The 24,970-nt window shown below is 41.6% G+C and carries 16 protein-coding genes; 13 read left to right on the plus strand and 3 right to left on the minus strand.

All coding sequences use genetic code 11. The features are described 5' to 3' along the window. Positions 1 to 322 precede the first annotated feature (322 nt). On the plus strand, positions 323 to 775 hold the full coding sequence (locus DSM107010_RS27415; RefSeq protein ID WP_015153432.1) for a tetratricopeptide repeat protein: 453 nt from the start codon (positions 323 to 325) through the stop codon (positions 773 to 775). Positions 776 to 823: 48 nt separating this feature from the next. Here the strand turns inward: DSM107010_RS27415 and DSM107010_RS27420 are convergent, their stop codons facing one another. Beyond that, positions 824 to 1,648, minus strand: coding sequence for a M90 family metallopeptidase (locus tag DSM107010_RS27420; protein WP_106168290.1), 825 nt, complete (start codon positions 1,646 to 1,648; stop codon positions 824 to 826). A 216-nt stretch (positions 1,649 to 1,864) separates the two neighbouring features. Here DSM107010_RS27420 and DSM107010_RS27425 point away from each other — a divergent pair, with 216 nt between their 5' ends. The 3 genes from DSM107010_RS27425 to DSM107010_RS27435 all read left to right on the plus strand — a co-directional run bounded on the left by DSM107010_RS27425 (position 1,865) and on the right by DSM107010_RS27435 (position 7,102). Continuing rightward, the gene (locus DSM107010_RS27425) at positions 1,865 to 4,759 is read left to right on the plus strand and encodes a hybrid sensor histidine kinase/response regulator (RefSeq protein ID WP_106168289.1); all 2,895 of its coding nucleotides are present in this window, start codon (positions 1,865 to 1,867) and stop codon (positions 4,757 to 4,759) included. After that, the gene (locus DSM107010_RS27430) at positions 4,756 to 6,582 is read left to right on the plus strand and encodes a two-component system response regulator (protein ID WP_106168288.1); all 1,827 of its coding nucleotides are present in this window, start codon (positions 4,756 to 4,758) and stop codon (positions 6,580 to 6,582) included. The genes DSM107010_RS27425 and DSM107010_RS27430 overlap by 4 nt, the downstream gene beginning before the upstream one ends. A 295-nt stretch (positions 6,583 to 6,877) precedes the next feature. Continuing rightward, positions 6,878 to 7,102 (plus strand): DUF2281 domain-containing protein, encoded by a 225-nt coding sequence (locus DSM107010_RS27435; RefSeq protein ID WP_106168287.1) that lies wholly within the window; start codon positions 6,878 to 6,880, stop codon positions 7,100 to 7,102. On the opposite strand, the gene DSM107010_RS27440 is transcribed toward DSM107010_RS27435, so the two are convergent. After that, positions 7,099 to 7,353, minus strand: a complete 255-nt coding sequence (locus DSM107010_RS27440) for a DUF262 domain-containing protein (RefSeq protein ID WP_106168286.1) — start codon at positions 7,351 to 7,353, stop codon at positions 7,099 to 7,101. The genes DSM107010_RS27435 and DSM107010_RS27440 overlap by 4 nt on opposite strands. A gap of 203 nt (positions 7,354 to 7,556) precedes the next feature. On the opposite strand from DSM107010_RS27440, the gene ilvA reads away from it, so the two are divergent. After that, positions 7,557 to 9,068: a threonine ammonia-lyase, biosynthetic gene (ilvA, locus tag DSM107010_RS27445; protein ID WP_106168285.1), complete on the plus strand. Its 1,512-nt coding sequence runs from the start codon at positions 7,557 to 7,559 to the stop codon at positions 9,066 to 9,068. Positions 9,069 to 9,084: 16 nt separating this feature from the next. On the opposite strand, the gene DSM107010_RS27450 is transcribed toward ilvA, so the two are convergent. Further along, entirely contained in the window at positions 9,085 to 14,835 is a 5,751-nt protein-coding gene (locus DSM107010_RS27450; RefSeq protein ID WP_127024374.1) for an alpha-2-macroglobulin family protein, read from the minus strand. 316 nt (positions 14,836 to 15,151) lie between these two features. Here DSM107010_RS27450 and DSM107010_RS27455 point away from each other — a divergent pair, with 316 nt between their 5' ends. The 8 genes from DSM107010_RS27455 to DSM107010_RS43150 all read left to right on the plus strand — a co-directional run bounded on the left by DSM107010_RS27455 (position 15,152) and on the right by DSM107010_RS43150 (position 24,958). Then, on the plus strand, positions 15,152 to 17,095 hold the full coding sequence (locus DSM107010_RS27455; protein WP_106166817.1) for an ABC transporter substrate-binding protein: 1,944 nt from the start codon (positions 15,152 to 15,154) through the stop codon (positions 17,093 to 17,095). A gap of 172 nt (positions 17,096 to 17,267) precedes the next feature. Further along, on the plus strand, positions 17,268 to 17,642 hold the full coding sequence (locus DSM107010_RS27460) for a DUF433 domain-containing protein (protein WP_106166818.1): 375 nt from the start codon (positions 17,268 to 17,270) through the stop codon (positions 17,640 to 17,642). After that, positions 17,639 to 18,031, plus strand: a complete 393-nt coding sequence (locus DSM107010_RS27465; RefSeq protein ID WP_015153442.1) for a hypothetical protein — start codon at positions 17,639 to 17,641, stop codon at positions 18,029 to 18,031. The genes DSM107010_RS27460 and DSM107010_RS27465 overlap by 4 nt, the downstream gene beginning before the upstream one ends. A 212-nt stretch (positions 18,032 to 18,243) precedes the next feature. Next, positions 18,244 to 18,582, plus strand: coding sequence for a DUF433 domain-containing protein (locus tag DSM107010_RS27470; protein WP_106166819.1), 339 nt, complete (start codon positions 18,244 to 18,246; stop codon positions 18,580 to 18,582). Continuing rightward, positions 18,576 to 18,926, plus strand: a complete 351-nt coding sequence (locus DSM107010_RS27475; protein WP_015153444.1) for a DUF5615 family PIN-like protein — start codon at positions 18,576 to 18,578, stop codon at positions 18,924 to 18,926. Before DSM107010_RS27470 ends, DSM107010_RS27475 begins: the two co-directional genes overlap by 7 nt. 771 nt (positions 18,927 to 19,697) lie before the next feature. Next, positions 19,698 to 22,394 carry a type I DNA topoisomerase gene (gene topA, locus DSM107010_RS27480; RefSeq protein ID WP_015153445.1) on the plus strand — a complete coding sequence of 899 codons (2,697 nt, stop codon included), beginning with the start codon at positions 19,698 to 19,700 and terminating at the stop codon, positions 22,392 to 22,394. Between the two features lie 120 nt (positions 22,395 to 22,514). Further along, a complete protein-coding gene (locus DSM107010_RS27485; RefSeq protein WP_106166820.1) occupies positions 22,515 to 24,533 on the plus strand; it encodes a sensor histidine kinase in 2,019 nt (672 codons plus the stop codon). 227 nt (positions 24,534 to 24,760) lie between these two features. After that, on the plus strand, positions 24,761 to 24,958 hold the full coding sequence (locus DSM107010_RS43150) for a hypothetical protein (protein ID WP_015153447.1): 198 nt from the start codon (positions 24,761 to 24,763) through the stop codon (positions 24,956 to 24,958). Positions 24,959 to 24,970 lie beyond the last annotated feature (12 nt).

Genomic DNA, 24,970 nt, shown 5'->3' on the forward strand with positions numbered 1-24,970 from the left:
GAATCCTTAATAGAGCATCCTACAGTTGATTTTTCTCCTTTTTGCCTCGTTTAAGATTTACTTTATGAATAGCCTCTTACTGTAAATGTTGAGTATATGAGTTCCACTCGGGCATTGAATAGGTCATAGTTGCGATCGCTCTTTAACAAAAGTTCATAGTGGTTTCAGTATTTTCTCTAAACTTGATAGAGAGAAAATGAAATATGTTGATTTTAAGTAGCGAAAATCACTTTTTTGATGTTTGAATCGAACCTTGAGATGCAAATATAAGTACTTACTGTTTTGTTAAAAACTCCAAACCTGCATTTACTAAACAACTTTTATGACCGCAACGACTAATAATAAATTGAACTCAATTGATGAATTTCCATCTGCTGTTGAAGTTGCTAAGATTTGGCAGCAAAAGGGGACTCAGTTAGCCAATTTAGGTAAACATACAGAAGCATTAAATTACCTAAATCGAGCCATAACAATTTATGAGGACAATCCTACCGCTTTAGTGATGCGAGCAGTTGTATTGATTCATTTAGGACAGAATGAAGCAGCGCTGACAGATTGCGATCGCGCTTTGACAATTAACCCTAAAGACAAACAGGCTTGGTTATTTAAAGGCGTAGCTTTAAATTATTTAGGGCGTTACGAGCAGTGTTATGCTAGCTACGATCGCGCCTTGGGAATCGAACGGCGATCGTCTGTTTACAGATTAGTACAAGTGTGGAAGGGCATTTTTGGTGTTGGTCGTTCTGACAGCGCAGCTATGACTTCTTCTACGTGAAAGCTAGTAGGGTGCGTTGTTTAACGCACCCTAAAAATTGTCATAACCTTAAACCCACTGCACGGGATCGAGTTGATAATAACTTTGCAATAATTTGTAAAGTGCTGAATGCTGTTTCTGTAATTGGTGCGGTTTTTCAAAAAAAGTTTCTGTAGCGACGGCAAAAAACTCGGCTGGATTTGTCGTTCCATAGCTATCTATAACAGTTTTTCTACCTCGTTGTACGTCATGACAAAGTTGCTGATACGCTGCTGTCATCACCTGCATCCAAATCGGATAATCTAATTTTCGTGGCAAAATGGGTACGCCTTCAGCTTCACCATCTTCCTGGTCTAACTGATGGGCAAACTCATGCAGTACGATATTGCGACCGTCTTGCCAGTTACGAGTATCGTATTGTACCTGTTCCCAAGATAAGACTAATTGGTCATTCGTCCAAGACTCTCCCAATCTTGCGACGCGCTGTTCTTCTACAATATAACTTCCAGTTTTTGCGATCTCATTGACAAAATACGTCCTGGGATAGATGAAAATAGTGCGCAACCTTAAGAAGTATTCGCCTCTTTCATTGAGTAAAAGTAAGCAAGCAACAGCAGCGATCGTTATTTTCATTTCTTCTGTCACTAGCAAACCATTACAACCAATAAATTGTTTTTCTGCTAAGAATACTTGAATGTGTCCTTGCAAGCGCTGGCGATCGCCTTTGGAAAGACAATAATAAATTGGTAAATTATCTTCAATTACTGCATTCCACAGTATAGGAAAAGGAAGCTGCTTATAGTAACGGCGACGTTTTTTTATTAGAATAGGATGAATGAAAATCCCGGTAATGATGAAGGCGATCGCGATTATAATAATTAGTGTTTCTATCATAAAGTTATAACGGTAGTCTCAAGTATTGCATTTTCAATTCTTTCAAATAACCTAAGCAGACGTTAATTGTTTTTAGAAGAAATAGTATTTAATTACACAGATATATATATATCGCATCTTACTCTGACTAATGTTATTTTAAGAACATTTTTGAGCAATTTAAAGCTAGCAAGCTCATTCCTTCACTCTTAATGCTCCTACTCTCAGTAGATAACTATGAAATTGTTTAGCCCAACCGCATCACCACAAGAGCAAGATATTTCCAGAGCTAAAAGCTTTAGAGGACTGCCCCTACGATTAGTCTTGATATTACCTTTTGTGTTACAAATTGTTGGTGCAGTAGGATTAGTGGGTTATTTTTCGTTTAAAAACGGTCAGCAAGCGGTGAACGCTCTTGTCGATCGCTTAATGGATAAAAGTGGCAACCTAGTGTCCGAACATCTCACTGGTTATTTAGACACTCCTCAAAAAATTAATCAGATTAATCATGACGCGGTCGCGTTAGGATTATTAGATTTAAAAGACTTCAAGACAACAGGACGTTATTTTTGGAAACAACTACAAACTTATCCAGAACTAGCTTACAGTGCCTATACACTGACTACGGGAGAATATGCCGGTGCAGGAAGATTTTTAGCAGGACGGGGAGTTACTATTGATGAACTATCTGCTGCTACTGACTGGAGAACATATACATACGCTACAGACGAGCGAGGCAATCGCACTCAAATAGCAGTAGTCTACGATGACTACAACCCTCAAACAGAAGCTTGGTATCAGAACGCAGTCAAGGCAGGAAAACCAGTCTGGAGTTCAGTAGCTAACTGGGATAGCGAAAATTTAGCAGGATACATATCTATTACTGCTACTAGTCCTATTTACAATAATAAAAATCAACTTTTCGGTGTCATTGGAGTCGATCTACTTTTAGTTGGTATTAATGATTTCTTAAAACAACTTAAACTTACTCCATCAGCCAAAGTTTTTGTGATCGAACGTGATGGGTTACTCATTGCCTCCTCTAGTACGGAAAAACCTTTTACCCTAGTTAATGGTATAGCTAAAAGACTCAGCGCTCTTGATATTAATGACGCTCAAATTCGAGCAACAGCCAAGTATTTGAAACACAATTTCGGTAATTTCCAAAGAATTAAAGGCGAACAAAAACTAAGTTTTAAATTACAAGACGAACTTCAGTTCGTTCGCGTAGTCCCTTGGCAAGATGGCTTTGGGTTGAATTGGTTAGTCGTAACTACCATACCCGAATCAGATTTCATGGGACAAATTCATGCCAACAACCGAACAACATTTTTTCTCTGTTTTTTAACATTATTAGTAGCAATTTGGTTGGGGTTACTTACCTCTCGTTGGATTAGTCAACCAATTCTACGCTTAAGTAAAGCCTCTGCGGCGATCGCTCAAGGAGATTTAAACCAACAAGTGGACGTGAAAAAGATCCTTGAAATAGGAGTATTGTCACGCTCTTTCAATGAGATGGCGCAACAATTACAAGCATCTTTTGCTAATTTAGCTCGAATCAATCAAGAACTCGATCGCAAAAACCAGGAAGTTGTCCGAATCAACGAGCAATTAGATAAGGCGAATCAAGAATTAGCAACAGCTAACGATGAACTCGAACTGCGAGTAGAGAAAAGAACTGTAGAACTACAACACGCTAAAACTGCGGCAGAACTAGCTAATCGCGCTAAAAGTGAATTTCTAGCGAACATGAGTCACGAACTACGGACTCCTCTCAACGCCATCCTCGGTTTTTCCCAATTGATGAATCGAGAACCTTCTTTAACGGATCGGCAACAGGAAAGCCTCAGAATTATCAATCGGAGTGGCGAACATTTACTCTCGCTGGTCAATGACGTATTAGATTTAGCCAAAATTGAGTCAGGAAAAATGACTCTCTATCCCACTGACTTCGACTTATATGTCTTATTAGACTCGATTAAAGAGATGTTGGCACTACGAGCAGAATCTAAAGGGTTACAGTTAACAATCGAGCGCAGCAACAATCTCCCTCAATATATCAAAACTGACGACAAGAAACTGCGGCAAGTTTTAATTAATTTATTGGGTAACGCAATTAAATTTACTTCAGTTGGTAGCGTCACTCTAGGAGTAGAATTAGCAGGCGATCGGCAACCAATAGCCAACAATCAACAACTCATAACTCTTCACTTTGAAGTTGCTGATACTGGTGCAGGTATTGCACCAACAGAAATTAATAGTGTATTTGAAGCTTTTGTTCAAACAGAAACAGGTAAACAATCTCAACAAGGAACTGGTTTAGGCTTACCTATTACCAAAAGTTTTGTCGAATTGATGGGAGGCAAGATTACTGTTAACTCCGAACTAGGAAAAGGTACAGTTTTTCAATTTAATATCCAAGCTTTAGAAAGCGATGTTAGTAAAGCCGTCGAGCAAAAAAGAACTTATAGAGTTGTTGGAATCCAACCAAATCAACAGAAATATCGGATTTTAGTCGTAGACGATCGCTGGGAGAATCGCCAGCTTTTACTAAAATTATTACAACCAATTGGTTTCCAAGTTAAAGAAGCAGTTAACGGACAAGACGCAATCAAAATATGGCAGCAATGGCAACCGCATTTGATTTGGATGGACATGCGAATGCCAGTCATGAACGGTTATGATGCGACTCAACAAATTAAATCACATCTCCAAGGACAAGCTACTGCAATTATTGCTCTTACCGCTAGCACTCTTGAAGAAGAGAAAGCTATTGTTCTTTCGGCTGGTTGCGATGATTTTGTCCGCAAACCTTTTCATGAAGAAGTCATTTTTGACAAAATGGCTCAATTTTTAGGCGTACGGTATATATATGAAGAAATTTGCTCTAAAAATATTTCTGAAGCTTCAACTGTTGAAAAATTGACAGCTGAAGCTTTAGCCGTTATGTCGAATGAATGGCTGATGAACCTCTCAGAAGCTGCGGCTTTGATTGACGAAGAGCAAATTGCTCAATTAGTGTCTCAAATACCAGAAGAATATCAAGCATTAGCTCAATCGATTCAAAAAGAAGTTAGTGAATTTAATTTTGACCGGATTATGAATTTCGCTCAAACCGCAGCTAATTTATGAATAACGCTCAATTAAATTATCATTGTGCCGACATTTTAGTTGTTGACGATACTCCTGATAATTTGAGAGTTTTATCTACAGCTTTAATAGAAAGAGGTTATAAAGTTCGCTGTACTAAAAATGGTGCTATGGCATTACTTACAGCTAAAAAAGATCCACCTCATCTCATTTTATTAGATATTAAAATGCCAGAAATGGATGGTTATGAAGTTTGCGAACAGCTAAAATTAGATTCTTCAACGAGTCATATTCCTGTAATTTTTTTAAGTGCGCTAGATGATGTTTTCGATAAAGTTAAAGGTTTTGCAGTTGGTGGAGTAGACTATATCACAAAGCCATTTCAAATTGAAGAAGTTGTAGTCCGCATCCAACATCAATTAGCTTTACAGGCAGCAAAGGCAGAAATTTATCAATTAAATAACGCTCTAGAACAAAAAGTTCGACAAAGAACTCTACAATTAGAAGAAGTTATTCAGCAAAGAGATCGAGAAATCGTCAAGCACAAACAAACTCAAAAAAAGCTATTTTATCAAGCTTTACATGATGCTCTAACAGGTTTGCCCAATCGAACTTTATTTATGGAGCATTTACAAAAAGCTCTACATCGTATTACCAGAAATAAAGATTATTTGTGTGCCGTTTTATTTATCGATCTCGATCGCTTCAAAATTATTAATGATAGTTGGGGACATGCTGTCGGCGATCGCCTATTAATTGCGATCTCTCATATCCTGAAAGAATGCTCGCGCGAGGTTGATACTGTAGCGCGTTTGAGTGGAGATGAGTTTACTATTTTATTAGAAGATCTACAAGATACTCAAGACGCGATCGCAATTGCCGAACGATTGTTAGAGAAACTAACTGCTCCAATTCATTTAGGTGAATGTAAAGTCTATATTGGGGCTAGTATTGGTATTGTTTTTGGTTCGGTAGCTTATCAAACTGTCAATGAGTTACTGCGGGATGCCGATATTGCGATGTATCGCGCTAAAGCTTTAGGAAAAGGACGTTATGCAATCTTCGATCGCGAAATGTACGACAGAACGTTGCATCTTTCACAACTAGAAATAGACTTGCGTTATGCCTTGGAACGTCAAGAGTTTCTATTACACTATCAACCAATTATCTCTGTCGCAACTGGGAGATTGACGGGTTTTGAAGCCTTATTACGCTGGCAACATCCAAAAATGGGATTGATCGATCCAGGAGATTTCATTGAGATCGCCGAAGAAACTGGCTTAATTGTACCGATTGGTGAATGGATTTTACAGGAAGCTTGTCAACAGTTATATATTTGGCAGCAAAAATTTGCTACGACATCTTTATATATTAGTGTCAATCTTTCCAGCAAGCAAATTCAGCAATTCGATCTAGTAGATAAGTTAGCTAAAATTCTGGATCGTACTGGTTTAAATGGAAAAAATCTCAAGTTAGAACTGACTGAAACTATGCTAATGGATCGAGGAGAAAAGACGATCGAACTTCTCTTCCAAATTAAAGAGCAAAACATTCAACTCAGTATTGATGATTTTGGCACGGGATATTCCTCTTTAAGTTATTTACATCGTTTTCCAATAGACGCACTGAAAATCGATCGCTCTTTTGTCAGTCCGATTGATGCGGAAGGCAAGAATTGTGAAATAGTGAGGACAATTATTACTCTAGCTCACACTTTAGGAATTAAAGCGATCGCCGAAGGAGTAGAAACATCTCATCAACTAGCTGTATTAAAAAAGTTGGGGTGTGACGAAGCGCAGGGGTATTTCTTTGGTACGCCCGTCAACTTTCAACTAGCAGAAGAGATTTTAGTCAAAAATGTTTAATAGTAATTTGTACTATCATTTCAACTATAGGATTTATATTTGATTTTTGAAAACAGCTCAGTAATTTAATATTTTCTATTGCCTGTTGCCCGTCTTCACGAGTAAGTTTATAAATCAAACTGGATTCCTATAGTAAGTACCGAGCCTTTCTACTTGAGGCTCGCTCTACCCGCGATCGCGTAGTGTAGAGTGAAAGCACTCTCTTGAATTAGTAACTCTCCCCAAGAGTAGCAAGAAAAACTAGAGTATTAATATAGGAGAATGAAAGTAACAAGGAAAAGAGTAGAGAACGACAATGGCTGCAAGAGAACAACTGCTTAACGAAATCGCTCAAACTCCAGATGTTTTGCTTGAGGAGGTTTTAGATTTTCTGCTGTTTGCCAAAGCTCGTAGAACACAGCAGGTATCCGAACAAAAAAAATCTCCGCGTCCATTTGCGCTTTGTGCCGGAGAGTTTACAGTTCCTCCTAATTTTAACGCTCCATTACCAGATGAAATTCTGCGTGATTTTGAGAGCTAGGTTTTGAGTGAATGGATATTCTGGTCGTTATTAGGAAGCTTGTATGGACCAAGATTTCTGGCTGTTCGCAAAGGGTTTTTTGTTCTCCATAGTAAAACAGAACCAAAGGGAAAACCTTTGTATATACTATCTATAAAACAGGCAACTTGCTCTGCGTCCCAAACAAACCCCCTTTGAAAAGAAGGAATTCTAATTCTACCCCTTTCTAAATCGTTAATTAAATCTTTAACAAAGTAGTAAGTTTCAGCCATGATAATGTTGATTTAATTCAAATGACAGCGTTTAGGTAGCTAAGAAATAGCTTTTGGATAAAAATGGTTCAAAAAACGATCTAATGCAAAACCCTGGAGAAGCCTTACTTTTCTAGATTAGCAGCGAGATCGCTAATCGACTCTAATATCGGGACGCTAGTGCCGTAAAATTATCATTCATAGGTATTTGTTCGCCTCCCCCCATGTACTGCGATTATCTCGTCCAAATTCTGACTGCCCGCGTCTACGATGTCGCCCAGGAATCTCCACTAGAATACGCTGCAAATCTCTCAACTCGAATAAACAACAAACTCCTGCTGAAGCGAGAGGATATGCAGTCAGTCTTTTCCTTCAAATTGCGGGGGGCTTATAACAAGATGGCACAACTGGCACCGGAGTTGTTGGCACAGGGTGTCATTGCTGCATCTGCCGGAAACCACGCCCAAGGAGTTGCGCTTGCAGCCCGCCAGTTGGGAACTCGCGCTATTATCGTCATGCCCGTGACGACTCCCCAGGTGAAGATAAATGCAGTCAGATCTCATGGGGGAGAGGTTATATTGCATGGGAATACATACGATGATGCCTATACTCATGCCCGTCAATTAGAAGCAGAAAAAGGCATGACGTTTATTCATCCCTTCGACGATCCGTATGTGATTGCCGGACAGGGTACGATTGGGATGGAAATTTTACGACAGTGCCAACAACCGATTCACGCGATTTTTGTGGCAATTGGGGGTGGTGGTTTAATTTCGGGAATTGCAGCGTATGTGAAAAGGTTGCGCCCTGAAATCAAAATTATCGGCGTAGAACCTGTAGATGCTGATGCGATGTATCAGTCTCTTAAAGCTGGAAAAAGGGTAAGGTTGCCTCAAGTCGGCTTATTTGCCGATGGGGTAGCGGTACGGGAAGTCGGGGAAGAAACCTTTCGGTTGTGCCAACAGTATGTCGATGACATCATTTTGGTGGATACAGATGATACTTGCGCCGCAATTAAAGACGTATTTGAAGATACGCGATCGATTTTAGAACCTGCTGGGGCATTAGCGATCGCGGCTGCTAAAACTTATGCAGAACGCGAACAAATTCAGGGACAAACTTTAGTCGCTGTCGCCTGCGGTGCTAATATGAATTTCGATCGCCTGCGGTTTGTAGCCGAACGTGCAGAGTTAGGCGAACGTCGAGAAGCCATCTTTGCCGTGACAATTCCCGAACAAAGGGGCAGTCTGCGGCAGTTTTGCGAATGTATTGGCAAGCGCAATTTAACTGAGTTTAACTATCGGATTGCTGACGAAAAAGAAGCGCATATTTTTGTCGGCGTACAAATTGAAAATCGCGCCGATGCAGCCAAGATGGTAGCTAACTTTGAAGCGGCGGGGTTGAAAACCATTGACTTAACCGATGACGAACTGACAAAATTACACTTGCGCCACATGGTAGGCGGAAGATCTCCCCTAGCTAGCAACGAATTACTCTATCGGTTTGAGTTTCCCGAACGTCCTGGGGCATTGATGCAATTTGTTGGTTCCATGAGTCCCAATTGGAATATTAGCTTGTTTCACTACCGCAACAACGGGGCAGACTACGGACGCGCCGTAGTGGGAATGCAAGTTCCGCCCCAGGAAATGGAACAGTGGCAGGCGTTTCTCGATACGCTGGGATTGAATTATTGGGATGAAAGCCAAAATCCGGCGTACAAGTTGTTTTTGGGGTAGATGGAGAGTAAAAATCTCACTGCGAATCTTGAATCACCAACCGAGAGGAACTACAACGCCCGAATTCTTCTGGGGCATATTGTAAATGCGCTTCTGCACCAGACCAAAGAAACGTGCCTGGAGTGACCGATCGCGCGAGATAATGGAGTTGATAGACTCCAGGTTCGAGTTTGTCACTGTAAGCTACCACGCGATCGCGGTATATTGTTTGATAGCCAATTTCCCAGCTATCTTGTTGCGGTTGGAAGTAGGGCGTAGCAGTTTGAAAACTCGTATCGACAGCCTCAAATCCGGCGGGAAGAGGATCTGTTATTACAACTCGATCCACAGGGCGATCGCTAATTATTTCTAAACCTATATCAAACACTTGTCCGACTGGAACTGTCAAGGGTTCGGTAGGGGCATACAAACCAATTCGCCGCAATGCCTTTGTTTCGTTAGCCGGACGAATTTCTCGCGTGATTCTGAGTCCGTTTAAGCGCCCTGGTTGTTCTCCTTGGAGGCGATAGCGATAGGCAAGTAGGTAGTGTAGCATCCCGCGACCGGATTTTTTCAAAGTTAGATTTAAATTTTTTTGCCCACGGGGTAGCTGAGTCATCGGTACGGAAATATCTACACTGGGTTTGCGGTAGCCTTCAAATTGAGTTGCAGTTAAGTTTTTACCTCCTAGTTGCACGTTTGCTGTAAAGTTAGGTGGTGTGGGTTGTAGAGACGTTACATGTAACGTCTCTACTCGCATATATTGCACCAAAGCGGTGAGTGCTTCAGCATTATCATAGGTTGTCTGCCAAGTTCCTTCCCTTCGCAACGCCAAGAGTCCTTGCAACAATCGAGCTAAAACTTCAGGCTTTGCCTTAGTATCGATAAATAATCGTAAGGCTTGGGCTTGACTTGTGGTAGGAGAATTCAACCACTGCCAACCGGAAGGTAAGTTTACCACGGCACTGCGTCCGGTTTCATACACAATCTCGTGCAATCGATCCGTCAGAATTTTCGCCTCTTGCTGCCATTCTGGAAATAGATGCAGGTATCGTGCTAATTTAATTTTGGTAACGAGATCGAAGCGATCGCGTCCGTGATAAATATCGGCCAGAAAATCATTCTGTTTGTTGCCTAATTCCGATAGTGCGATCGCTGCTTCTAAGCGTACTCGTTCTTTACAAGGCGACTCTTTACAAAAATCGTATTGACTAGGATTTGCTAGGAGTTTTTGCAGGTATATTTTCAGCTGACGCACCATTTTAGCATTAAGCTCGAATCCTGCGGTTTGGGCTGTAGCAATTGCTGATGCTGCATAAGGCGAAACAAAAGGATCTGATGTTTTCTCGCCAGGTAAGCTAGCAAAGCCGCCGTCGGGTAACTGGAGTTTTTGCAAGCGTTCTAAAGCTTTTGCTTGTTGACTGGGGTTGAAATTAGTTACCGTTTGCCCGTATTGTTGGGAAAGAATTTGTAAATTTGCCGCGATCGCAAGTTGACTGGCGGCTGGTTCTAAAAAGGGTAACTGTTCTTCATCTAGAACTTGTTTAACTGGCGCGGTAATATTAGCAATTGGCGTACTAGCAAGAGAAATTTCTAATCCGCCGACATCGGGCACGACATTGTTATCTATATTTAAGGGTATGGAAGTGCGATCGCTAGTTACTCCCGACTCTACCACTTGTTCTGTCACTTCCAGCGGTTTGACTTCCAACGGTACGGCGAAAGCATCGGTTGTACCATTTAATTGCGTGGTAAATTTAACTGTTGACTTGCCTGCACGATTTGCAACAAAGGGGAAACGATAAGCACTCGTACCGGATTTTGTCGGAGTTGATAAATCACCTGAATTATTGTCAGCAAATTGTATGGAACCATCTACAGTACCTTGAATTGCTAGCGTTCCCGATTGCCCTGTAGTATTGGTGACAGATAAACCTGCATCAAAGCGATCGCCTATACGAGCAAACTGCGGCAGAATTGGATTAGATAATAGCGGTTTAGTCGCAATAAATGTTTCTTCCCCATTACCAAAGCGCAAATCGCCATCGGTAGCAACCGCCATGACTCGCCAGGTTGTCAAATCATCGGGTAGATTAAACGTAACCTTTGCCTTTCCACTTGCATCTGTCTGCACCGCGCCGTTGTAGTAAGCTAAAGGTTGAAAGTTTGTCCGCACGCGGGTACTTGCCAATCCCGCCGAATTTCCGCCACCGTAACCCCAACCTTTATCGAGGGGAGATGATAGGGGTGATAAAACCACATTGGGACGATTATCGGCAAAGCGAGTAGAAATTGGTTGTTCGGCGTATACTGTTTGTACCAAATCTGGTAGTCGATAACCGCTTAATTGCAACACGGCTTCATTTACCACCATGACAGCAAACTGTCCTTGAAGTGGGTTTCCTACTCCATCTTGTAATTGTAATTCAACAGTTTGCGCTTCACCAGGAGCAAGCGATCGCTTTTCAGGTTTCACTTGCACTTTTAAATACTTATCTTCTAAATTAATTTTGAAAGGTGCAAACCCAATTCGTACCAAATTTTCTAAACTTCCTGGTTCGACTTGAGATATGGGAGTACCCTGGCGTACCAATACCGCTTCGACTGCGGCGTTTGGTAACATATCTGCGGTGACTTGAAATTGAACTTGCGGCGCACCACCTTTAACTGGAATAATCGTGCGATATAGAGTATCGTGGCGTACAACTGCCAAATATAATTCTGCTTCGGGATAGGGAGACTGAATCAATACTGTGGCTGTTTCCCCAGGTTGATAGCTATCTTTATCCAGTTTGAGTTCTAAGCGATTGTTCGTGTAGCGATCGCCCCAGTTTACCCCATTATCACCCGTCGCCCAAATCTGCGTATCAGTAGCAGTGCTTTCATCTTTAGCATTGGTAAAATTAGCGCGAATGCGGTAAGAACCGGATGTTGGCGGAGTCAGGTAAACAAGTTGAGGAGTATTGCTAGATGATGTCTGCGTTTGCGCTACCGTTTTATATTCCACTTGATTGTGAGGAGTCTGGCTACCTTCTACCACCTGGGTAACGCTGCTGTATTTCATTTCTTGTAACTCGATGCGGACTTGTTGCCCTGTCACGGCTTTGCCTGTAGGATCGGTGACGATAACTTGAATGGGAAAAGATTTACCAGCATCGGCGACAAAATCGCTTTGCAAACCAATGAGGCGATCGCTCGGTAGTGCCGTAAATGTGCGAGAATCAGCTACAGATAGATTGGAAACATCTGATATCTGTACGTCTACACGATAGGTCATCGGATAAGGTAAATCCTTAGCTACAGGAACAACTTGACTGCTTTTCCCTGCTGCATCTAAAACTTGACGCGATCGCAATACATCACTAGTAATATTAGGGCTTTCTTCGGGCCAAAACCACTGTCGTCCAAATGAAAATTGTTCCCAATCTTGAGGATTAAAATTAGTTTGGCTGCGAGTGACGTAATATTGTGCTTTTCCTCCTTCTACAGGCGCACCAAAGAAATAATTGCTTTGGGCTGTAGCTGTAATCTTTTCGTCAGTTAGCACGAATTCTTTATCTAAACCCAATTCTACTTTAAAATTAGGCGGTTTAAATTCAGCCATGCGAAATTCACCAGAAATTTCTGCACCACTTTCACCTTTAGCGCGGATTGAATAGTATCCTAAAGGTTGACTGGAATTGAGAGGTATTTCTAAGGAAAACGTCCCGAATTCATTTGTAGTTTGAGTACCTAAATCTATCTTTTCTCCGTTCGGATTTTCTAGAGTGATTTGATAGGAGACATTTTTATCTTGTTTGATAACGCCATTTTGTAGATAATAAGCTGCGCCAGTCAACTCAGCCTTTTCCCCTGGTTGATATAATTGACGATCTGAGAAAATCGTACCTCGCGATTCAATTTCGTTGCTGTTCCATCCCGCATCAATCCCATAGCCATAGGAACCGCTATACTCATCACTCCGCGCAAAAGTCCAGTCTTGACCTTCACGAGCAATTACGAGTAACTTAGGTGGTGTATTAAACTCTGCACCTCCCGTGCAAGTTTGCAAAGCTTGACGATTTAGCAGTAAAGTTCCAGTCAAATCGGTTTTCCCAACTGCACAAGCTACGGGTACAATTCTAGATTTTGCCTCTAATTTAGATTCGTAAATTTCAACATTTGCATTCGCTACAGCAGCACCGTCTGCAAGATGATGAACTCGAATCAAACCTGAATCGGGAAACCACTGACTAAATACACCCAAATTAGTTAACTGTACTAATCCGTAAAATGTCGGTTCGCGCCATTGCTGCTTACCATTTTCCTTATAAGAATTAGTGCGCGCCTGCACGCCATAAGCTAACATTCCTGTAGAGTTACCCAGTTTTTCTCGTAGAGGAACAGTCGTATCAACCGATTGATTCTTGCGTCCTTTAACAGGAAACTTTTGCCAAGAACTCTGAGAAGGAAGTAAATCGTTACCATCACTTCTAGGATAGGCGGAATCAATATAAACTAAATCTTCTGGTTGTACGACTTTATAGGCTGCTTTATACCTCGACTCAGGTAAATTAACCGTGCTAATATTCAGTTGTAAATCTTTGCCATCAGGAAAGATATTCAAATCTGTGGGAACCCAAATATCGGGAGAAACATCACTTGTGGTGAATTTTTGAGTAATTAGTTTACCGAGAGTTTGCCCAAACTTATCTTTAAGATTTGCACCCAAAGTAACAGTATAAGTCGTTGCTGGTTCTAAAGCATAGGGATTGAGATTGACTATATTATTACCTTCGTAAGCTTGTACCAAACGAGGCAATTTTTTAGGTGCTGGCTGAATTGTAATATTGGCGATCGCAGATTCTGCTACCAAACCATTATTAAATATTAGTTGGGGGCTACCTTGAATAAATCTGCCGTATGCCCCACCAGCATCAGCTTGTCCGATATACTCAATTTTATTAAATGCTAAAGGTGCGTAAGTTTGTACCTGAGTTGCAAAAGTAGATGTACTGGGTAAATTTCCGTGTAAAGGCAGCAAACCACGGGCAAATTCTAAACGATAACGAGTTGCTTTGTCTAGATTTTGTTGCGGCTTTATGGTATAATTCCAATCACAATTAGCAGGATCGAATTTTTCTTGAGCTGAATTATCTGCCTCGATAACTTCCTGTTTCTCCAACGCAATTTTCAGCGGTATGCTTTGTTTTTTCTCCTCTGCTACAAGTTGCGCTTGTTTTGATAAAGACTCTAAATTTAATTCGACATTAGAACTAAATTTCAGCGTTGGCTGTAAACCCAAAGGTTCAGATGAAGATTCCGAATTAGGCTCGATTCCTGGTAAGTTGAATAACTTAATTGCTTCAGTACTGAAAGTCCAAGCCAGATCCTTATCTAAACGATGATTTTTTAAATCTGCCAATCCAGCTTTCAGGGTAATTCTAACCCGTGTAGCTTTCGGTAAAGCGCGATCGCCTTGCCATCCTACCATGCGCGGCGTGAGAAAGCGAAATTGTCCTGGTAAAGGCGGGTAAAGTTCAAATTTCTTTAAGATATCTTGGCTGCTATCTATACTCTCAACTGGAATTAGCGCCTCTTTAAACCGAATCCGAATTTGGGCTTTTGTTTCAGCTTCTCCAATCGGACTAATTTGTTCAATCCAATTAGGTAATGGTGGCGGTGGAATCGGTGCAACTATTGGTAATGGTTCGTTTTCCGACAGTCGTGCCGTACCGCATCCTACTAGACCTAGTATAAGTGTTAATACTAGCAAGAAATGCCACCAAATTCTCACGCCCCTAACCACGGTTCGCCTCGCTTTACTCGCACAGTATTCCTGTGATAGCTCATGCGGCTACTTGGTTCCGAAATCCCTACAATTCTTTACTAGTCTGTCTTTTGGATGTAGTTTAGGTAAGGTGCGATCGCTTTTGATGGAGAAAGTAATTCAGGATTATCTGTAAACTTTTTTTCTTAAGTAAGAAAAAACTAGTTAAGATTAAATTACAGTAAGTGGCGATTTCTACTCAACCACTTTGTTATAACAAAAAGTTGTTCAGTACGAAATTGGCTTTCATTGTCAAGGTAAATATTGATACAAAGCCCTCAGCTCACGTGAATTTATGAGTTTTGAACCACCCGATTTCTCAAAAATATCTGAATCAATAAGAAAAATTATCGATTCAATTGTTAGTTCTGTTAGAAATAATCAATGGTCTGACTTATTAATATTAGTTGGTACTCTTCTTATCTTCATCCTAATAATTGATAGATTTTTATTTGAGAAATTCATTACAGCATCCTTACCTAAAAATTATCCCTTTATTTTCTTCTCGATTGAGCTACTAATTTTTATAACTGCCATTGCACTCAAACTCTTCAATTTAGATCGACCATTATCTCCTAAATCACGAAAGTTTTTACTGCTGCTTGTAAGTGGTACAGTCATAGCATATGTACTTGCTGTAATAGTTGGATTGAGGCTTTCTGAACCTGACTACCTTCCATGTCCAGATGGTAATAGAGACTGCTTTAGTTGGGGTGAGAATGTTTTAATCACAGAAAAAGAAAAAGAAGGAGCATTTGCTGCATTGGGCACAAAAGACAGCCCAGAAGAAGCTACTAGAAAGGAGAGTTGTAGGAATAACTTCGATCTTAAAAAAAACGGCACGCAAAGCTACGGTGAAAAGACGCAAGAAGGCTTCGACGAAGCTGAAGATCAATTCAGTCAATATATTGATGGACAGAAGTGTCCAAATGATCCAGAAGCGCATATTTACTTAAATAACGCCAAAGCTCAGCGGAGCGAAAAAGATCCTATTAGAATTGCTGTAAGTGTTCCAATTAGTAGAAGTAATTATAAAGGTGTCTTTGAAGCACAAGAAACTTTGAGAGGCATTGCTCTAGCTCAGTATAAGGTGAATGATGAAGATAATGGTATTGATGGAAGAAAACTAATAGTTGGCATTGCTGATGACGGCTTCTTGGAAAATGACAATAAAGAAGACGACAAGACTCGAGAGATAGCCGATTTTTTAGTAAAAAGACCGATTTTGGGCGTAATTGGACACTCTACAAGTACTGCTACTGAACATGCTGGAACAATCTATCAAAAAAATGGAGTTATTGCTATTTCTCCTCTCAGTACTGCTATTAGATCTCCTAGAGCTTCTGAACCGACAGAAAATACTGTTACTCTTAATGATCATGTATTTCGTACTGCTTCTAATGATAGCATCGCAGTAAAACAACTGTTTGAATACATTGTCGATAATACAAAAATTAAAAAGATAGCAATCGTTCATGACGATGATACATATAGTATAGGTTATAAGGAGATACTTACTAACCAATTCAGAAAGAGAGATGGCTATGAAGTTATTAATGGTGAACCAAGTAACAAAGACTGCGATCTAAGTAATGACTTTATGGTTGATTACTGTTTAAAAGAAGTAGGAAAACAAGCAGAAGCACTGCTACTAGTTCCAAGCTCTGAAAAAGCAAAGAATAAGGTAGTTAAAACTATCCTTAAAGAGGCATCTGTACCTCTTTTTGGATCGGACTCTATGTATAACCCAGAAGTTGTAAAAGCACTTAAAGATGTAAATAAGAGTATCATAATTCCTGTTCCTTGGCATAGAAGTAATCCTAACTCTGAACTGTCCCGTTTACAAGATGATGCCAGAAAATACTTTGGTTCACGTGCTGTCAACTGGAATACAGCGATGGCATATGATGCTACTTTAACTCTGGCTCATGGTTTGCAGGCAGCATCCGAAACATGCTCGGATTGGATTAAGCTAACGCTCAATCGCTTTGATACCGATAGCTGTCTCCGCAGCGAGCTAAAGAATGTATTGTCAGAGCCTAATTTTGTCGTAGAATGGAGTGCTGTTGAAGGAGGAGTTATTCAGTTTGATAAATTTGGCGATCGCTGTGCTGAAGAAACAGGAAAAACAGATAGAGAAGGCGGATACTGCGGACACTCTAAGAACAAGATAGGCGTTTTAGTTGAAGCTAAAAATGGGAATTTTTTTCGCATTGATTTACCAAATAAAAAACTCTAAAAAGAGGATGGATTTTAAACTAAACTAATTGTGCTTGAAAACTAACGCGATCGCACCCCAGTTAAATTGCGATCGCAGCAGCAGTACTTTGAAGTTGCTGATGAGATTCTAGCAGCTATCCTGCTTTCATTTAGAATAGGATGAATGTAACTTCCGATCAGGAGTTTTCATAATGGCAACAGCATTCAATAAAGAGTCAGCGATAGAGAGAACAGAACGGGGACTAACAATCGCAGGCACGCGCATTACGCTTTATGATGTGATGGACTATTTCACTGCTGGCTATCCAGCAAAACTGATTCGCGAAAAACTCTGTCTTACGGATGCTCAAATTGATGCTGCTCTCTCGTATATTGAAACTCATCAAGCTGAAGTGATTGCTGAGTATCAAGAAGTTTTGCTAATTGCCGAAGACAATCGGCAATACTGGGAAGAACGCAATCGAGAACACTTTGCTCGTCTTGCTGCAAAGTCTCCGCAACCAGGACAAGACACTCTCCGAGCTAAACTTCAAGCTTGGAAAGACAGGCTTGAGTCCAAAGTATGAATTTTTTGATCGACTACAATTTAAGAGGACAAGCAACTCTGCTTTGGGGTACGCTCGCATCTGAGGGATGGCTTGAACTTGTACCTACTTGCTTCGTTGGGTTCGAGGAAGTTGGCTTAGTCAAAAATAGTAGCGATCGTTTGGTATGGCAAGTAGCTCAAACCAATCAGATGATTATTCTGACCGCTAATCGCAACATGAAAGGAAACGATTCGCTAGAACAAGTGATTCGCGAAAACAACACAATGACATCACTTCCAGTTGTGACGATTGGTAATAAAGAAAGACTCGATGAGCAGATTTATCGCGAACGATGTGCCAGTCGTTTAATAGAGATTTTGTTGGATATTGAGAACTATATGGGAGTCGGTCGGGTCTATATTCCTTAGCTCTATCTTCACTAATTCTGAAAGTGTTTTGGTAAATTTACTTAATTCTTGATTAAATTACCCGTAGAAAAACTTTGATAAGTGAGTTAATTTTGCGCCCATTATACTCAAAAGCTTACGCGATCGTACCTTAATTAAATAATTTACAATCGCAGTGGCGCTGAGCCGAACGAACGTTTGCTACGATCGCAGCAGAGATTCTGACGTTGATTATGACACTAGCAATTGAGGCTGAACTTGCACCACTGAAAACCAATGCTGATGGTGTAGTTTTGGTAGGCAAAACTCGTGTAACCCTTGATACTGTAGTTGCTGTTTTCCAGCAAGGAGTAACAGCCGAGGAAATTGTCTATCGCTATCCATCGCTGAAGCTAGCTAATGTATATGCCACAATCGCCTTTTATCTCAATCATCAGCAAGAGGTTGAAACATACCTAAAACAACGCCAGCAGCAGGCGCAGGAAGTTCGCATGATGAACCAAGCAAAGTTTGACCCCCAAGGCTTACGTGACAGATTATTGACTCGTAAAGCTGAACAAGAAGCGTGTTAAAATTGCTTGCCGACGAGAATTTTGATAATACCGTCGTGAGAGGATTATTGCGACGCAACCCGAATATTGATATTGTTCGAGTTCAAGACGTTGGATTGTCGGGTGAGCATGACCCAACTATTTTGACATGGGCAGCCCAAGAAAATCGGGTATTGCTCACTCACGATGTTGCTACGATTACACGCTATGCCTACGAACGGATCGCCCAAGGTCAGCCAATGCCAGGAGTGATTGAGGTTGGCGTAGATGTATCAATTGGTAAGGTGATAGAGGACATTCTTATCATTTTAGAGTGTAGTCTGGAGGGAGAATTAGAAGGACAAATTCAATATTTGCCACTGTAGCTTTTAGACTTTTGTGAAAAAACATCTCTTCCCAAAATTCTCTTTTCATTGTCGATATAATCAATTTAAAAACTAACGCGATCGCACCCCAGTTAAATTGCGATCGAATACAGATTTATATTACCTAAAATTCCTAATTCAAATTCTAAATTCATGTTCTATCAGAAATGATACGGAGGTAGATAGTGCTACCTTGTGCCTATAATGCCCCTTATCCTTCAAGATTGAATGTCTGCAATCTTATGAACTCATCCTCTCTCAAATGACTCTACAAGTCGTCGAACAATACTCTGGGTAACATCAAGTAACATCGTGCGATCGCCGCATCGTTTCGTTTACACTACAAAAAACTACAAAAACTGCTCTACCCTCGATTATGCTGTATAACTTCAGTACATCTACATTTGTTCAGCTGCCAACCGTGTAAAGTAAAGCTATTTCCGAGAAAATCGCCCCTGCGACTACCAAGAGCGAGCGGCGTGAATTATAAAATTTTTATGTGAATTTTGCCACTACCTGCCTGGACTTCCAGCTATTGTCTAGAACTATAACTTGCATTTAATGGTAGCCACTAATGCTAGATATAAGTTAAAGATGGAAATAGTTTGGTAGGAGAGGCTGGAGCTATGCCCACCGCAGCGATCGCTTTCTGCAATAGGCACTTGATGCTGACCCAATCCAATCGTACTAGGAGTGAACTATTGACATCCGACCGATAAATCCTTAATTCTGATTTTTCAGCCGCAGCCGCTATTTTTCCTTTAGGTTCTCATGTCAACTCTCGTTATCGTCGAATCCCCCACCAAAGCACGCACCATCCGTAACTACCTACCAAGGGACTTTCGGGTAGAAGCGTCTATGGGTCACGTACGCGACCTACCCCAATCAGCCACCGATATTCCCGCCAACGTTAAAGGGGAAAAATGGGCGCAGTTGGGCGTGAATGTGGAAAGTGACTTTGAACCGCTGTACGTGATTCCCAAGGATAAAAAGAAAATTGTCACGCAGCTCAAAGAAGCACTAAAATCTGCTGACGAACTCGTACTGGCGACAGACGAAGACCGAGAGGGCGAAAGCATTAGCTGGCACTTGTTGCAGCTACTCCAGCCAAAAGTTCCGGTCAAGCGGATGGTATTCCACGAAATTACCCAAGACGCAATCCGCAAAGCGCTGAAAAATTGCCGCACCGTTGACGAACAACTCGTCCGCGCCCAAGAAACGCGCCGAATACTCGATCGCCTGGTAGGATACACCCTATCCCCCCTACTGTGGAAAAAAATAGCCAAAGGGCTATCTGCCGGACGAGTCCAGTCAGTTGCAGTCAGACTTTTAGTTAACCGCGAACGGCAACGCCGCGCTTTCCGCCAAGGGAGTTACTGGGATCTCAAAGCCACCTTGGAGGCGAAAGGCAAAGAGGCGAAAGGTGAATTTGAAGCCAAACTCACCACCCTAGCTGGTACAAAAGTCGCCAATGGCAGCGATTTTGACCCAGATACAGGGCAGATCGTTGCCGGACGCAATGTTGTTTTATTGAATGAAACCCAAGCCAGGGAACTACTAGAGCGTTTAACGGGCAAACCTTGGACGGTGACGGATTTAGAAGAACGTCCTACGACGCGCAAACCCGCACCACCCTTTACCACCTCTACCCTGCAACAGGAATCTAACCGCAAACTGCGCTTGTCGGCGCGGGACACGATGCGGGTCGCTCAAAACCTCTACGAACAGGGATATATTACCTACATGCGTACCGACTCGGTGCATTTATCCGAGCAGGCGATCGCAGCTGCCCGTAGTTGCGTCGAGCAGATGTATGGCAAAAATTATCTCAGTCCCCAACCGCGCCAGTACTCCACCAAAAGTAAAGGCGCACAAGAAGCACACGAAGCCATTCGCCCGGCTGGGAGCAGCTTCCGCACGCCCAAGGAAACAGGTTTGAGCGGCAGAGAATTCGATCTCTACGATTTGATCTGGAAGCGCACTGTGGCGACCCAGATGGCAGACTCGCGCCAAACTCAAGTTATCGTGCAATTGCAGGTAGAAGACGCAGGGTTTAGGTCTAGTGGGAAGCGAATTGATTTTCCTGGCTTCTTACGCGCTTACGTGGAAGGTTACGACGACCCAGAAGCAGCATTAGAAGATCGGGAAGTCATTCTACCACCGCTGAAAAAAGGCGATCGCCCCGACTGCAAAAACCTAGAGGCGATCGGACACGAAACCCAACCCCCTGCGAGATATACGGAAGCTTCTCTCGTTAAAACACTAGAAAGCGAGGGTATCGGTCGCCCCAGTACCTACGCCAGCATCATCGGTACGATTGTAGACCGAGGCTATGCCCAAATCGTCAGCAACGCCCTCGTTCCTACTTTCACCGCCTTTGCTGTCACTGCCTTGTTAGAACAGCATTTTCCTGACTTGGTAGACCCTAGCTTTACCTCCAAAATGGAGCAAACCTTGGATGATATTGCTACGGGTGAAGCAGCTTGGTTGCCATATCTCCGCAAGTTTTATTCAGGCGATGCGGGACTGGAAACTCTAGTTAAGGCACGGGAAAGTCAAATTGAAGCCAACGTTGCGAGAACAGTCGCTTTTGATGACTTAGAAGCAAAAGTCCGCATCGGTAGTTACGGTCCTTATATCGAAGCACAGAACGGTAGCGATACTGTGACTGCTTCCATTCCTAAAGACTGGACTCCGGCAGATTTAGATGCCGAATTAGTGGAAAAGTTGCTCAAACAGAAAACCGAAGGACCGGACAAGGTAGGGATTCACCCTGAAACTGGAGAGCCGATCTATGTCAAGATCGGTCCTCACGGTCCTTACGTGCAACTAGGGGAAAAAACTGAGGATAAGCCCAAACCCAAGCAAGCCTCGTTGCCTAAAGGTGTCACGCCCGATAACCTCACCCTAGAGACAGCTGTTGGTTTGCTATCTCTACCGCGGCTACTTGGTACTCACCCAGCAACGGGAGGCAAAATTCAAGCTAGTATTGGACCCTATGGACCTTATGTCGTCCACGACCAAGGTAAGGAAGGCAAAGACTATCGATCGCTTAAAGTCAGTGACAACGTATTGACAGTGACTCTAGAACGGGCGCTAGAGATTCTTGCCGAACCCAAGAAAGGACGACGTACCAGCAGCAAATCCAAATCAGCATTACGCGAGTTGGGCGCTCATCCGGGGGACGGAGAACCAGTCAACATCTTCGAGGGTCCCTACGGGCTTTACGTCAAGCACGGAAAGACCAATGCGGGATTACCAGAGGGGCAAAAAGTCGAAGATATGACTTTAGATAAGGCGTTAGAACTATTAGCCTCAAAGGAATCGAGCGCTAAAAAATCGACGAAGCGCAAATCTACTAAGGCAAGTGCTAACGGTAATGGGACTGCAACTACAGCCAAGAAAAAAACCGCTAGCAGCACTCGCAAGACAACGACTGCTTCTAAATCAAAAACTAAGACTTCATAGAGTCTTAACTGGCTATAAGTTCGATCGTAGAGACGCAAGCGCTTGCGTCTCTATATTTTTTGGAGATACGGAATACACCCGTATTTTTACGGTCGTCGATCGCAATTCCCGGAAGTTGAAATGAAAATGCATAGCTATAGCTATCAGCGCGATCGCGACTCCCATAAATTGGTTTCTAACATGAAGATTCGTCAAAAGTTAACTATAGGTTTTGTCGGGACTTCTTTATTAGTAGGCTCAATCGGTTGTCTATCATTGGTTGTCGATAAAAATACTCACGCTCATATAGAGCGAATCAACAAAAAATACATTTATGAATTCGAGTTCTCCGGTCGGGCGATCGCTGACATACAAGCAGTAAATGTAGCAACGCATAAACTTTCAATTGGAGAAATACATATATATAGTAGAGGAGAAATTATTGCACTAATCGAGTCTAAATTAAATACAATAGAAAACAATATAAATGATAGAATTCAGAAAAACGATCCGGCATTGATAGTAAGTTTTGAAACTGAACTTACGCGAGAAGAAGCTGAGAAAAGTTATCAAAGCCTTAAGTCATTAAAAACCAATTTTTTAAGATATAAAACTCTAGTCACGCAATATTTACAATTACTATCTACTAATGAGTGGGATGCCAAGCAGCTTTTAGCAGATAAATTAGAATGGTATGTAGAAAAAAGCATATTACCCGAGGTCGAGGAATACAAGCAGCGAGCCGAAAATAGTTTATCAACTGAAGTTAGAGAAACCGAAAAAATGTTTCTCATGGGAGAGCGCGCGATCGTCTCCTCAACTTTAGCTGCTGTCATAACTGCCATTATTCTAGGCTATTTCATTTCTCGTTCTATTCTCAAACCGATCGACAAGCTAAAAGGAGCAGCAATTCAGGTTGGAGAAGGTCATTTAGAAACTAGAGTTGCGATCGATTCTCACGATGAACTCGGAGTTTTAGCTGATGCTTTTAATCAAATGATATTAGGTTTGTCGAGAACAACAGTATCTCAAATCTATTTAGATAAAATTCTCAGTTCGATGTCAGATTTACTAATTGTAACTAATCCAGAGCGAATTGTTACTAAGGTAAATCAAGCAACACTCGATTTACTTGGGTTTTCAGAAAGCAAATTACTTGGTAAGTCGATCGATATTTTTCTAAGCCAAAACACAAACTTGAGTGTTTATACGTTAGCCGATCGCGGGTTAAATCTCAATCTGGAAACAAATCTGTTAACAGCCGCAGGTAGAGCAATTCCTGTATCTTTTAGTTCTTCTGCTATTGTTGACGAACAGGGTAACAAGCAGGGTTTCGTTTGTGTAGCGCGAGATATAACTGAAAAGAAAAGAATAGAAGCGGCAATGTTACAGGTAAGAGTAGCTGAGGCTGCCAAAGCAGAAACCGATCGGGCTTTACAACAAGAAAAGCATTTGAACGAGATGAAAAGTAAATTTATCTCTATAGCTTCTCATGAATTTCGGACACCATTAACTACAATTTTATCTTCAACAGAGTTACTACGAGATTATGGTTACAAATGGACAGAAGATCGCAAAAATCAGCATTTTCAGCGAATTGCTAATTCTGTAAAACACATGACCGGACTTTTAAATGATGTACTTTTGATTGGTAAAGTAGAAGCTGGAAAAATTGAATTTAATCCCCACTCGATTGATGTCGTCAACTTTTGTCAAGAACTAATAGAAGAAATAGAAATAACTACCAAAAACCATAAAATTTTATTTCATTGCAAGCGCCAGTATATTCATGCTTGTATGGATGAAAAGCTCCTACGACACATTTTTAGTAATTTACTCTCAAATGCAATTAAATATTCTCCTAAAGGTGGTGCTGTCAATTTTAAGTTAATTTTTCAATTAGAACATCTGATTTTCCAAGTTCAAGACCAAGGGATCGGTATTCCGCAAACAGAACTATCCCAATTATTTGAGACGTTTCATCGGGCTAGTAATGTCGGTACAATTCCAGGCACGGGATTAGGACTTGCCATTGTCAAAAAGTCTGTTGAAGCCCATCAGGGAACAATTACAGTAGAAAGTGAAATTGGCGTAGGTACGACATTTCAAGTTACCCTACCACTTTATGAGGTTTGCCCAACTAAGGACAGTTATCAGTGAAGAAAGGGAGCGCACGAGCAGGGAGTAGGGAGCAGGGAGGACAAGGGGGACAAGGGGGACAAGGGGGACAAGGAAGCAACTACCAATTACCAATTACCAATTACCAATTACCAATTACCAATTACCACTATAAAGAATTGTGTTTATTAAAGACTGTGAACTCCGTAGCTTCCTATACTGAACTTAATTCCTACCTTTTGCATCTCGAACGAGGAGGTTCTCAAACGATGCACACTTATGAAGTATTGGTAGATATCAAAGAATGCTTAGAAATGACAAGTGCTAGTTGCAGAAGCGAAACAGCACGCTACGAAATCGATGCAGAGTCCAAAGATAAAGTCGATCGCCTTGCTAGAGCGCAGGCTAGAAGCGACCATCCACAAGGTATTGAATACGATATTAGGGTAACGAGACTATTGAGATAGAGCGCCCTCACA

Origin of the sequence: Chroococcidiopsis cubana SAG 39.79, from assembly GCF_003991895.1 — a bacterium.
In the GTDB taxonomy this organism is placed as follows: Bacteria; Cyanobacteriota; Cyanobacteriia; order Cyanobacteriales; family Chroococcidiopsidaceae; genus Chroococcidiopsis; species Chroococcidiopsis thermalis.

Coding starts and splice junctions, on each gene's coding strand:
- DSM107010_RS27415 (WP_015153432.1), top strand. CDS start 323: ATGACCGCAACGACTAATAATAAATTGAACTCAATTGATGAATTTCCA.
- DSM107010_RS27420 (WP_106168290.1), bottom strand. CDS start 1,648: ATGATAGAAACACTAATTATTATAATCGCGATCGCCTTCATCATTACC.
- DSM107010_RS27425 (WP_106168289.1), top strand. CDS start 1,865: ATGAAATTGTTTAGCCCAACCGCATCACCACAAGAGCAAGATATTTCC.
- DSM107010_RS27430 (WP_106168288.1), top strand. CDS start 4,756: ATGAATAACGCTCAATTAAATTATCATTGTGCCGACATTTTAGTTGTT.
- DSM107010_RS27435 (WP_106168287.1), top strand. CDS start 6,878: ATGGCTGCAAGAGAACAACTGCTTAACGAAATCGCTCAAACTCCAGAT.
- DSM107010_RS27440 (WP_106168286.1), bottom strand. CDS start 7,353: ATGGCTGAAACTTACTACTTTGTTAAAGATTTAATTAACGATTTAGAA.
- ilvA (WP_106168285.1), top strand. CDS start 7,557: ATGTACTGCGATTATCTCGTCCAAATTCTGACTGCCCGCGTCTACGAT.
- DSM107010_RS27455 (WP_106166817.1), top strand. CDS start 15,152: ATGAGTTTTGAACCACCCGATTTCTCAAAAATATCTGAATCAATAAGA.
- DSM107010_RS27460 (WP_106166818.1), top strand. CDS start 17,268: ATGGCAACAGCATTCAATAAAGAGTCAGCGATAGAGAGAACAGAACGG.
- DSM107010_RS27465 (WP_015153442.1), top strand. CDS start 17,639: ATGAATTTTTTGATCGACTACAATTTAAGAGGACAAGCAACTCTGCTT.
- DSM107010_RS27470 (WP_106166819.1), top strand. CDS start 18,244: ATGACACTAGCAATTGAGGCTGAACTTGCACCACTGAAAACCAATGCT.
- topA (WP_015153445.1), top strand. CDS start 19,698: ATGTCAACTCTCGTTATCGTCGAATCCCCCACCAAAGCACGCACCATC.
- DSM107010_RS27485 (WP_106166820.1), top strand. CDS start 22,515: ATGAAAATGCATAGCTATAGCTATCAGCGCGATCGCGACTCCCATAAA.
- DSM107010_RS43150 (WP_015153447.1), top strand. CDS start 24,761: ATGCACACTTATGAAGTATTGGTAGATATCAAAGAATGCTTAGAAATG.